Origin of the sequence: Clostridium gasigenes, assembly GCF_017348895.1 — a bacterium.
GTDB classification, from domain to species: Bacteria; Bacillota; Clostridia; order Clostridiales; family Clostridiaceae; genus Clostridium; species Clostridium gasigenes.
The window spans coordinates 2443610-2456209 of sequence record NZ_CP071376.1 but is presented as its reverse complement, the minus strand read 5'-3'; the positions used below and the strand labels follow the sequence as shown (position 1 = coordinate 2456209).

The 12600-nt window shown below is 28.1% G+C and carries 10 protein-coding genes and 1 other annotated feature (1 of these 11 running past the window's edge); of the genes, 2 read left to right on the top strand and 8 right to left on the bottom strand.

What is annotated here, in order from left to right:
* Positions 1-44 precede the first annotated feature (44 nt).
* Together J1C67_RS11425 and J1C67_RS11420 are read right to left on the bottom strand one after the other, a co-directional pair.
* Positions 45-1820: a M3 family oligoendopeptidase gene (locus J1C67_RS11425; protein ID WP_167866435.1), complete on the bottom strand. Its 1776-nt coding sequence runs from the start codon at positions 1818-1820 to the stop codon at positions 45-47.
* A gap of 125 nt (positions 1821-1945) precedes the next feature.
* Entirely contained in the window at positions 1946-2842 is an 897-nt protein-coding gene (locus J1C67_RS11420) for an SPL family radical SAM protein (protein WP_167866434.1), read from the bottom strand.
* A 222-nt stretch (positions 2843-3064) separates the two neighbouring features.
* Between J1C67_RS11420 and J1C67_RS11415 the strand changes: the two genes are divergently transcribed.
* Positions 3065-4414 carry a [Fe-Fe] hydrogenase large subunit C-terminal domain-containing protein gene (locus J1C67_RS11415; protein ID WP_167866433.1) on the top strand — a complete coding sequence of 450 codons (1350 nt, stop codon included), beginning with the start codon at positions 3065-3067 and terminating at the stop codon, positions 4412-4414.
* Between the two features lie 177 nt (positions 4415-4591).
* On the opposite strand, the gene J1C67_RS11410 is transcribed toward J1C67_RS11415, so the two are convergent.
* Positions 4592-4786: a hypothetical protein gene (locus J1C67_RS11410; protein WP_167866432.1), complete on the bottom strand. Its 195-nt coding sequence runs from the start codon at positions 4784-4786 to the stop codon at positions 4592-4594.
* A gap of 291 nt (positions 4787-5077) precedes the next feature.
* On the opposite strand from J1C67_RS11410, the gene J1C67_RS11405 reads away from it, so the two are divergent.
* Positions 5078-5908, top strand: a complete 831-nt coding sequence (locus J1C67_RS11405) for a pentapeptide repeat-containing protein (protein ID WP_167866431.1) — start codon at positions 5078-5080, stop codon at positions 5906-5908.
* A 93-nt stretch (positions 5909-6001) separates the two neighbouring features.
* Here the strand turns inward: J1C67_RS11405 and J1C67_RS11400 are convergent, their stop codons facing one another.
* The 5 genes from J1C67_RS11400 to brnQ all read right to left on the bottom strand — a co-directional run bounded on the left by J1C67_RS11400 (position 6002) and on the right by brnQ (position 12261).
* Positions 6002-8014 (bottom strand): ABC transporter permease, encoded by a 2013-nt coding sequence (locus tag J1C67_RS11400; protein ID WP_167866430.1) that lies wholly within the window; start codon positions 8012-8014, stop codon positions 6002-6004.
* A complete protein-coding gene (locus J1C67_RS11395) occupies positions 8004-8771 on the bottom strand; it encodes an ABC transporter ATP-binding protein (RefSeq protein ID WP_167866429.1) in 768 nt (255 codons plus the stop codon). The genes J1C67_RS11400 and J1C67_RS11395 overlap by 11 nt, the downstream gene beginning before the upstream one ends.
* 264 nt (positions 8772-9035) lie before the next feature.
* On the bottom strand, positions 9036-9956 hold the full coding sequence (locus tag J1C67_RS11390) for a sensor histidine kinase (RefSeq protein WP_244980244.1): 921 nt from the start codon (positions 9954-9956) through the stop codon (positions 9036-9038).
* Between the two features lie 92 nt (positions 9957-10048).
* Positions 10049-10717 (bottom strand): response regulator transcription factor, encoded by a 669-nt coding sequence (locus tag J1C67_RS11385; protein WP_167866427.1) that lies wholly within the window; start codon positions 10715-10717, stop codon positions 10049-10051.
* 185 nt (positions 10718-10902) lie between these two features.
* Positions 10903-12261, bottom strand: a complete 1359-nt coding sequence (brnQ, locus tag J1C67_RS11380; RefSeq protein WP_167866426.1) for a branched-chain amino acid transport system II carrier protein — start codon at positions 12259-12261, stop codon at positions 10903-10905.
* A gap of 168 nt (positions 12262-12429) precedes the next feature.
* Positions 12430-12600, bottom strand: a binding site (T-box leader); it runs 94 nt beyond the window's last position.

Below are 12600 nucleotides of genomic sequence, written 5' to 3'. Positions count from 1 at the left end.
CACATGCAAAATTGCATGTGTTTTTTATTATTAATTATTATATTTTAGTTTTTGCTAAGTTCAATAAATCTTTCTATATCATCTTCTACAGTCTTTAAAGAGTTTTTCCAAAATTCTTTATTATGGATATCAATTCCCATAACTTTTGTTACATCTGCAATTTTATTCTTGCCTGTAATTTCAAGAAGTTTTTCATAACTTTCTGGGAATCCTTCTCTATCTTCAAGATATTTAGCATATAATCCTTTCGCAAATAATAATCCAAATGCATAAGGGAAGTTATAGAAATTACTATCTGCATAATAATAATGAGGCTTCCAAGTCCACATATACGGATGTAGGAAGTTTGGATCAAGTCCATCTCCATAAGCTTCTCTTTGCGCATTTAACATAAGTTCTTTTATTTGCTCTACACTTAGTGCACATTCTTTTCTAGCTTCAAAAAGTGACTTTTCAAATAAAAATCTAGAGTATATATCAATAATCACTTGTGTACATCCACTAATTTCTGCTTCTAAAATAGCTAGTGCCTCTTCCTTTGTAGCATCTTTAACAGCTGCTTTCTTAATTATTGTTTCACAGAAAGTAGATGCAGTTTCAGCTATTGGCATTGGACAATCTATATTTAGTATAGATTCATTTTTCAAACATTCATCATGGAATCCGTGACCAAGCTCATGTGCCATTGTTATTACATCACTAAAGCTATCTCCATAATTTAACAGCACTCTACATTCACCTATAAAGTGAAGCTCTGCACAAAATGCCCCGCCAACTTTACCTTCTTTTGGTTTAACATCTATCCAATTATTATTAATAGCTTTTGCTGCAAAATCACCTAAGTTATCACTAAAAGTTCTGAAGTTCTTCTCTACAAACTTTGCCCCTTCTTCATAGGTAAGTTTCATATCAGCATCTGAAATTGGAGCATATAAATCATAAAATGGAAGACCATTTTTATGTCCTAATATTTCTGCCTTTCTTCTTAAATATTTTCTAAACACAGGCATGCTTTCTCTCATTGCAGATAACATCGCTTCTAATGATTCTTCATCCATTTTTGATTCTACAAGAGTTTTTTCTAGTGGTGATTTATAACCTCTAAAATCGCAAACAGTTAAAACTTCACCTTTTATTGCATTAAGTGCTGCGGCTACTCCCTCTTCTACTTTTTTATAAGATGCTATTTCTGCTTCATAAGCTCTTTTTCTAACATCTGAATCTTTATCATAAGCCATATTAAGAACTACAGTAAGTGGTAATTCCTTAACTTCTCCATTTTCTTCAATTTCTACTTTTAATGAAGATATTAGCTTATCTTTAAGCTTTCCAAAGGCACTTGAGCCTGTATTTTGCATAGTTGCTATTATATTTTCTTCTCTATCACTAAGTAAATATTTACTTAACTCTATTGTGTTTTTCAATACAAATTCATGTTCTTTAAGTAATTCTGATTTACCTATTACTACATCTATATCTTCTATATTACTTATCCACTTTTCAAGTTTTGTAGATGCTTCAACTATTTTAGTTGATTTAGTTTCAATAATATCACAATATTTTAATGCTTCTATATTAGTTGTATCAGCACTTACAGTAAGTTCTGCAAATGAACCAAGTTTACTAATTAGCTTAGTAAATTCTGAAAATCTTTTTATATAATCTTCAAGTTTTACTACTACATTTTGATTATCTTTAACTGTTTCTGTTGCCCATGTATTAATATCTTCTATAAGTTCAGTAAGCTTTTCAATATCCCCCTTAAATTCCTTACTATTAAATGATGTGTATATTTCTTTTAAGCTCCAATTTAATTCCATAATAGCCCTCCATATATTTTTATTAATGATCTTCAAAAATAATTATTCATTCTGCTAATCTATTTTCAGATACATTATACATTTTATGTATAATTATATCATACTTTTAATTCCTTTTGTGATAATTAAAACCAACTAATTTGCTCTTTTTTATTATTTATATCCTTATAACTTAATATAATATCTTCCATTTTATATAACATATTATATTTTTCACATTCACGCTTAAAGCACTGCCACAACGTCTTTGAATTAATAGATTGATATTCATATCTATTCTCATATATCTCAATATATTTTTTAGCTAATTTTTCCTCAGGAAATAACTCTATTAATTTTTCATAATAATATTGCCTTTGATTTTCTCTTAATGTTACACCCATTCCGTATGCAAAAATAAATTTTGCACCACATTCATATGCCTTCTTAACTATTCCTATTATATTTTCTTCATCATCATTTATAAAAGGTAATATTGGCATAAGTAATACCCCTGTATATATGCCGTTATCACTAAGTTTTTTTATAGCACTAAACCGGTCAGATGAAAGGCTCACATTAGGTTCTATCTTACTACATAATTCATCATCTAGTGTAGTAATTGTCATCTTTATTAAAACTGGTGAATGTTCTTTAATTTTCTTTAATATGTCGATGTCTCTTGTAATTAGTGAACTTTTAGTAGCAATTGCAACTCCAAAATTAAAATTGTTTATTTGCTTAAGAGCTCCTCTTGTTAATCTTTCTCTTTTTTCAAAAGGATTATATGGATCACTCATAGCTCCAGTTCCTACTACCCCTTTTTTTCTTTTTCCTCTTAACTCTTTTCTAATTATTTCAACTGCATTATCTTTAGCCCTAACTCTATCAAAATCTTCTATTCCATAACAACTACTTCTCGAATCGCAATAAATACATCCATGGCAACAACCTTTATAAATATTCATATTATAATTAATCCCAAACCAATGATTATTCTCTATATATTGAGAAATAATTGTTTTTGCATCTATATGTTCCATTTCTACTCCTTAAGTCATAATAAAATAGATTTAATTTATTATTTTCTAATACTTTTATACATTATTATAACAAAGTATCATAACCTTAAACTATAAAATCTTTATTATTTGAATTTAAGTATTTTTTTTTGAAATCTATATATACTAAGTATATAGATTTTTATTTTAGGCATATTACTCTGTTGTTTTTTTGAATATGCCTTATTCGTTGGAGGTAATTGTATGAATAATAAATATGCTGATATGTTTAATCTTTTAGTTAAATCATATTATGATGGTAATTTTGATGAAACTCTTACTCGTGTTATGGGAAATCATGAAAAATCTCCCCAAGAAACCTTTACTATTATTTCATCTTTATGTGGTTCTAATCTAGAATATGATAATAATTATATGTATAACTTAAAGAAAGCAATAACAAATTATTCTGTTAACAAAAAGATAGTTGAAAAACTTAAAGAGTGTGATTGTGAGTGTACTAGAGATGATAATAATAAATTCAAATGTCAAGCAGCTTGTCCTTTTGATGCAATAGGCTACGATAAAGAAAGTAAATCTACTTATATAGATGCTGAACGTTGTGTTGATTGTGGATTATGCGTAGATGCATGTAAATCTGGAAAGTTTTTAGACAAAATAGAATTTGTTCCTATAATAGATTTAATAAAAAATAACGAAACAGTTATTGCAGCTGTGGCACCTTCTATCAGTGGTCAATTTGGATCTGATGTTACTATGGATCAGCTAAGAGCAGCCTTTATTAAAATTGGTTTTAATGACATGATAGAAGTAGCTTTCGCTGCTGATATGTTAACTATAAAAGAAGCTGTTGAATTTAATAAACATGTAAATGGACCAACTGATTTGATGATAACTTCTTGTTGTTGCCCTATGTGGGTTGGAATGCTTAAAAAAGTTTACAAAGATCTTATTCCAGATTTATCCCCATCTGTATCACCTATGATTGCAGCTGGTAGAGTTATTAAAAAGCTTAATAAAGATGCTAAAGTAGTCTTTATCGGACCATGTATTGCTAAAAAAGCAGAGGCAAAAGATAAAGATATAGTCGGTGCTATAGATTTTGTTTTAACTTTCCAGGAAGTTGATTCTATTTTTAGATCATTAGATATTAAGCCTAACGACTTAAAAGGAATTCCTTCTATCGAATACGCTTCTCGTGGTGGAAGGCTTTATGCCCGCAGTGGAGGTGTTTCCATTGCAGTTTCTGAAACTATAGAAGAACTTTACCCAACTAAATTTGAACACTTAAGACCAGTTAAAGCTTCTGGTGTTAAAGAATGTAAAGAAGTTCTTGAAAGAGCCTTAAACGGCACACTTGATGCAAACTTTATTGAAGGTATGGGTTGCGTTGGCGGATGTGTTGGTGGACCTAAAACTATGATTCCTAAAGAACAAGGAAAAATAGCTGTAGATGAATTTGCTTATGACTCCCCTATAAAAGTTCCACTTCACAGTGAAATTCTTGATGAGCTTTTAGAAAAACTTGATATAACTTCTATAAGTGATTTTGAAGATCCTGATAAAGTTAGTATTCTTGAACGCGATTTTTAAATTTTAGATTATATGCCTTAAGGTATTGTAAAATAAATAACTAGTAAATAGTATTAGTATAATTCGAATTGTCTATGAAATTTCAACACCGTATAAAAACAAACCCAAATTAAAAGAAGTTCTTATGATAATGATTGAATTTTTATTCTATACTTATCATAAGAACTTCTTTTATATCTATTTATTTTGATAGGTGTTAACTTCTCTCTTGAAATAAAACCAAGTTCCATCTACTCCTGATAGTTCCCACCCTTCCTCACCAAGTAAGTTTAGCTTATGCTCAATTTCTTTATTATAGTTACTTTTACCAGCTTTAAAAATACCTTTTAATTCAATTTGTATTTGTTCTACTCTATACTCATATTGTTTCATATAATCCTCCTTAAGTTAAATAATAATATATTATATATTCAATCTCCCTGCTAAGTATTCACAGGTTAAAACCTAAAAACAACTCAGTTTTAGTTAATAATTCTAAATTTGTAGAGAATGTGAATAAAAGGGTTCTTTGAAAATTAAATAGTGCGATATTAAAAAAACATGTTATAATTTATATATAATAGTAATAATTAACTACCTAAGTATTATACAGTTGTTGAAATACAAAATATATACTTTTGAAGTAAAAGTTATTTATAATTTTTTAATATGAGGTAAATGAATATGGTATATACACATGAAGATAAATATAATAAAGAGTTGAAAGTTGATTGTGAAAAATGCTTTGGATTATGCTGTATAGCATTGTACTTTTCAGCTTCAGAGGGCTTCCCCATAAATAAAGATGCTGGTAAGGCTTGCATAAACTTACAATCGAATTTTACTTGCTCGGTTCATAAAACTCTTAGGAGTAAAGGTCTTAAAGGATGCACCGCTTATGATTGTTTTGGTGCAGGTCAAAAGGTAGCTCAAGTTACATGTGGTGGCAATGACTGGAGACAAAAACCAGAATCAGCCAATAGAATGTTTGATGCATTCTTGATTATGAGACAGCTCCATGAAATGCTATGGTATATTAACCAAGCACTTGGCCTACAAACAGATTATAGCATAAAAGAGGAAATAGTTTCATTAATAGATGATATTGAACATCTTACTCTTCTTAACATTGATTCTCTTTTAGAATTAGATGTTGTGGCTTATCGAAATAAGGCCAATATATTTCTTAAAAATACTAGTGAGCTGGTTCGAACTAAAGCTTGTAGAGAAAAAAAAGTCAATTCAAAAATGAAATCTTATTTTGGAAAAGACTTGAGAAAAACTAATCTTATAGGTGCCGATTTGAGAGGAGCATGCCTTATAGCATCGAATCTTAGAAATGTTGATTTAAGTGGTGTTGATTTTATTGGAGCTGATTTGAGAGACGCTGATCTTAGTGGAGCTAATCTATCAAATAGTATTTTTCTTACTCAATCTCAAATTAATGTAGCCAAGGGCGATTCCCATACAAAACTACCCAATGTTATAGCCCGACCAAAATATTGGTCAATATAATTAAGTTACTGATCAATAAAAATAAATTAAAAGAGGTGCCTATAATAAGATTAAGTTTTCATTCTCCCATTATTATAGGCACCTCTCTCCCAACTATTTTATAGCATTTTTACATCCATTATAAGTCGCTAGGAAATATGCTCCATATATAATACATATTACCCCTCCCGTAATTAAGGATGCATTAAAACTATTTGCTCCTCCAAATATTACTACAACTTCATTTGCTACATACATTCCTACTATTGAATGAACTATTGCTAATGATAGTGGCATCATAAAGTAAATTAGTATTTGAACAAATATTGATTTATTTCTCATTTTTCTATCAACACCTATTTTCTTTAATGCCTCATACCTACATTTATTATCTGCCGCTTCTGACAATTGTTGTATTGCTAGAACTGCTCCACTTGTAATTAGAAATATTATACCTAAATATATTCCAAGGTATACTATAGTTGTTGATAATCCCCTCATACCTTCAATAACTTCTTGCCTAGTATTTCCATCTATAACTTTAAACTTATCCTCACTATTATTTTCATTCATTACTCGAGTCATCTCTTTTTGTAATAATAATTCCTGCACCTTTTTATCATCTTTATAATTTAGATTAAGAATCCTTTTTACAGGTGTTAACCCTTCTACTTTTTCATCTGGTAATATAAATGTTAAAAAATTCCCTGCCATCATTGTTGTTTCTATATTTTTACAAATAATTTTTTTAGAGTTTAAATTATAATTTCCTCCATTTATATTTATACTACTATTATTTTTTAAGAATTCATTTAGTGAAGATTCAACAACATTAAAGTTATTTAAAAACAACACATCATCCTTTTTTAATGTAACTTCATTTTCATTTTGTAGTTTCATTGCTTTATTAAACTCTGAAACTTTTATTACCTGAACATTAAAATCAATTAGAGTTGAAAGTTTACTTTTTACTGATGGATCTGTTGTATCTTTAATTATTTCTTTAAACATAACATCTGAATTATATACATCTAACTCACTATACTTATCAGAATATGATTTTATATCAATGCCTGCCATTTCCTTTATTACAGTATCTACTTTCCCCCCTTCTGGTTTTTTCAGTAAATCAACCTTAAATGTAGCATCATATGGTGTTAAAAACTTTATATCTTTATCTGAACCATTCTTAATTGAAAGCCCTGATGAAAGTATGCAAATAGCTAAAAATAACATTAAACATATAAAGGACATTGATATAAATGTTGTGTTAACTTTACTATTTATTTGTCTTAGGGTAAACATATTTAAGTTTTTTAAATATAATTTTTTATTAGATTGAATAAGTTTCAAAGCAAATCCTGCTAATGATCTAAAGAATAAGAATGTACCAATAATACCCAATGCTATAGAGAACCAAAACCATTTATCAATAACCGCTAATCTATTTTGTATAATAAGATAATAAGCTATTCCTAAAGAAGTAAGTGATAAAATAAATAAAAATACTGAAACATAAATATTTTTACCTTTTAAATCCTCACTTTTCTTTGATGCATTTAATAAATCTACTAATTTATATTTAGATATTGTAAATGAATTAAATATCATAACTAACAAGAACATAATTCCAAAATATATTATTGTTTTAATCATAGCTGAACTTGAAAATACAAATTTATATTTATTTAAATCTACTAAAAATAACTTTGCTGTTAATGCTGATAGCCCTTGTGATAAAATCACCCCAAGTACCAACCCTGTAACTAAAGAAATTAAACCTATTAATATTGTCTCAAATACTAATAATGAAGATATTTTACCTTTTCCCATACCAAGGGATACATATATACCTAGTTCTTTTTTTCTTTTTCTTATTAAGAATCTATTTGCATATATTATTAAAAATCCTAAAATAAATGAAATAAATACTGATACCCCTGAAATCATATTTGTTAGCATTTTCATTATACTCATTTGCACTTCTGATAACTCGAGCATAGCTTGTTGAGATTCTATTGAATTAAAGGTATAGAATATACATACTCCAAATGTTATAGTTAAAAAATATATTAAATAATCCTTAAAGCTTCTTTTAACATTTCTTATTGATAAATTAAAGTACATTTTCTGAGTCACCTCCAAGTAATGTTACAACTTCAATTATTTTATTAAAGAACTCTTTTCGACTATCATTTCCTCTTATTAATTCATTAAAAACTTTTCCATCCTTAATAAATAATATTCTTTTACAATAACTAGCTGTAAAAGCATCATGTGTTATTATTGCAATAGTTGCATTAAGTGTCTTGTTTAAATTATCTAAAGCTTCAAGCAACATTCTAGCTGATTTAGAATCTAGTGATCCTGTTGGTTCATCTGCCAGTATTAGTGTTGGGTTTGTAACTATTGCTCTTGAACATGCCACTCTTTGTTTTTGCCCACCGGATAACTGATAAGGAAATTTATTCAAAGTATCTAAAATTTCAAGTTTCTTTGCTACTTCTTTAACTTTTTTATCTATAACACTAGGCTTTTCTCTTAAAATAGTTAATGCTAAAGCTATATTTTCGTAAGCAGTTAAAGTATCTAATAAATTAAAATCTTGAAATATAAAACCTAATTTTTCACGTCTAAACTTTTCTATATCCTTTGATTTTAAACTTGTTATATCTTCTCCACCTATAAATATATGACCACTAGTAACAGTATCTATTGTTGCAATACAATTAAGCAAAGTAGTTTTCCCACTACCGGAAGGTCCCATTATTCCTATTAACTCCCCCTCTTCAACTTCAAATGAAATATTATTTACTGCCTTAGTTACATTCCCCTTATTTCCATAATATTTTTCAATTTTCTCTACTTTTAATATAGTTGCCATTTAAATTTCCTCCCCTTATTAAGTTCTTCAAATAAATCATAATTCTTTATTATTGTGATTTTTTCAGTTTACTTATCTTTCTTATATATTTTCTAGTCTTTTTCATTTAGCTACCTACTTTACACATAAATCTTTAAGTAGTAGCTACATTTATTATTTTAAAGCAAATTACCATTTTCAGTAATAAGATTTCCTTACAATGAACTTACATTATTGTCACATTAGATTTTTTTAAGATATGGTAAAATAATAGAGCCGTAAATTTTACGACTCTAAAATCATCATTTTACTTTTTGGAAAGACAATCTCTACTTTTGTTCCTTTGTTTATTTGAGAACTTATATTAATAGTTAATCCTATTTTTTTGCAAAGCTTTTTACATAGATATAAACCTATACCTGTAGATTTCTCATAAACTCTTCCCGACGCCCCCGTAAAACCCTTAGTAAATACTTTTCTTATATCCTTTTCTTCGATGCCTATGCCGTTATCCTCAATATAAAGAATAACACTATGTTCATTTTTTATAGTATATATTTTTATTACTGAATCTTTTATCTTGGAATATTTTATAGAATTATTAATTATTTGATTTAATATAAACTCCACCCATTTAACATCACTAAATACAGTTTCTTTAATTTCATCCATTTCTAACTTAATCTTATTTTGTATAAAATATTTAGAGTTCTTTTTTATAACAGTATTTATACATGATTTTAAATAGAATTCTTTAATAATATAATCCTTCTCAACATCATTACTTCTAGCATAATAAAGAGCCTGATCTATTAATCCTTCAACTTTATTCAATTCTTCTAAAATACTCAAGGTAGCCTTATGCTTATTATTTTCTATTACAAGTTTGCTAGATGATATTGGTATTTTGATTTCGTGAACCCAGGTTTCAATATACTCTCTATATTCTTGCTTTGAAAATCTTTCTTTACTTATTTCATCATTCATATATTTACTTATCTCTTTTATAACAGTATATAAAATTTGCCCATCCACAAATGAAGATTCTTCTATAACCTCTCCAATCAATGTTTTTTTATCTAAGTTGTCTACTGAAGATAAAACAATTTTATAATATTGTTTTCTATTATAATAATCAATTACTAAATAGCTTACTATTGGTAATAACCATATTATAAATATTAAAATAATAAAGGCTAAATCCACCTTGTAAATATAAAATAAAAAACTAAAGAAAAGAAATATCATTAAATTAATACCTAAAAGTATAATCTTATTTTTTATGTAACTTATAAAATTCATGGCATTATATACCCTATTCCCCTTCTAGTTTCTATTGCATCTTTCATCCCTGTATTTTGTAGGGTTTTTCTTAACCTATTTACATTTACAGTTAGTGTATTATCATCTATAAATAATTCTGAAGTCCATAGATATTCCATTAACTCATCTCGAGTTACTATATTACCTTTATTCTTCATTAAACAATTAAGAATTTTATGTTCATTTTTAGTTATTTCAAACTCAGAATTATCCACTGAAATAGTTCCCCTTGATAAATTTAAAGTTAACTCTTTATAAATCAAAACATCTGAAATATTGTTTTTATAGGTTCTCTTAATTATTGATGCTATACGTGCTAATAAAATTTGAATATTGTAAGGCTTAGTAACAAAATCATCTGCACCTAAATTCATACTCATAAGCTCGTCCATTTCACTGTCCCTACTTGTAACTATTATTATAGGAACATCACATGTCTTTCTAATTTCTCTACATATATAATACCCATCATAAACAGGTAAATTTATATCTAATAATATTAAATGTGGTTTTTCTTTATTTACATGATCAACAATATTATCCAAATCACTTGGTGCTTCGACTTCATAACCATATCTAATTAATAATTCTTTAAGTTCATTTCTGATTTTCTCAGTATCTTCAATAATTAAAATCTTTCGCAAATCTCTCACTCCCTAACAAGCTTTAAATCTATACCACTATATGTTATCCTAAATTTGCCATACAATCAATTTTTATAAGCTACGTCGCTAAATAAATTGATAGCAACGTAGCTTATTTATAATTGCATTTAATATACAACTAGTAATTATCAGAAATATTGGTCTGTTATTTTTTTAAATATGCCTTATCTAATTTCAGCATAAATATCTGTACTTTCTACTAATTTATTATTTGCAAATTTTTCTTTAACAACTTTAATTATTACGCCTAATATTAATCCTACAACTGCCGGAACTATCCATCCTAACCCCTGTGAATAAAGTGGTAATTTACTGCATAAATTCATTACAAATCCTAACTTTATCCCTACTTGTCCTAATGCATCAACTATACTTACTACACCTGTAAATAATATTGTTAAACTATAAACTGTCGAATTCCCTTTTAAAAAATTATCTAACATTGCAAGTACTATAAGCATTATTGATATTGGATAAATTGCATTTAATACAGGTACTGATATTGCGAGTATTTTTGTCAGCCCCATATTTGCAAGTATCATACTTGAAAGAGATAGTATTCTGACCCAATTCTTATATGATATTTTACTAGTTAATGTCATAAAATATTGACTACATGAAGTTATAAGACCAACACAAGTTGTTAAACAAGCTAAAGTAAATATAACCGCTAGTAGCAAAGCTCCTGGTTTACCAAATATATAAGTTATAACATTTGTTAATGTTTGTGCCCCATTTTCTGTTGCTCCAAATCTACCACCACTAGTAGCACCTAAATGAGCTAGCATTGAATAAATAATAACTAATAATATTCCTGCTATTACGCCCGCCTTTATAGATGCTGAAACCATTACTTTTTCATCCTTAACACCTTTAGATTTTATTGCCCAGGCAATAACTATCCCAAAATTTAAAGCTGCTATTGTATCCATTGTTAAATAGCCTTCTAAGAATCCTTTAACAAATGGTGAGGCCATATAGTCCCCTGTTGGTTGTCCATAACCACCTAATGGTTTAAATACACCTGCTATGAAAACAAGTGAAATTAATATTAATAATATAGGTGTTAAAACCTTACCCATACGATCAACTAGCTTAGCTGGTGATAAAGAAAGCCAATATGCCACTAAGAAAAATACTAATGTAAATAAAAACAATGCTAATGTTTTTGATACACCTTGTGGCAGATATGGTGATACCGCCATTTCAAAAGGTAAACTTCCAGCTCTTGGAATACCTAAGCAGGGTCCTATTGATAAATATATAAGAACTGTAAATATTGCTGCAAATATTGGATTAACTCTTTTTGCTAAATTATTTAACCCACCTGATTTTGCTACTGCTATTACCCCTAAAACAGGAAATCCTACTGCTGTTATAAAAAATCCTAGCATTGCAATCCAAGATTGATTCCCTGCTGTTTGTCCTAAAAATGGTGGAAATATTAAGTTTCCAGCCCCAAAAAATAATGAGAAAAGCATTAAGCTTATAAATACTAAATCCTTCTTTGATAATTTATTCATTTTAAATTGCCCCCTTTTTTAATTGTCAGTCATCTTTTTCAAAATAACTAATCACTATACATTTATCCCTAACTTTTTTATTTTTCTTACTAATAATTAATATATCACTTTCAATACTAATAAAATTCCCCCTTTTAAATACACAAAAAAACCCGCCCCTTGTTATAAACAAGGGACGGGATTAACCGCGTTACCACCCTAATTCTATAAAATAAACCTATAATAAATAAGTTATTTTATAGCTCTTAGATACATATCTAACAATACGCTTTTCTTTTAACGGTGAAAGACTCCGTCAAAACCTACTAAAATTAATTTCGGCTTTGCTTCTCCGAGATG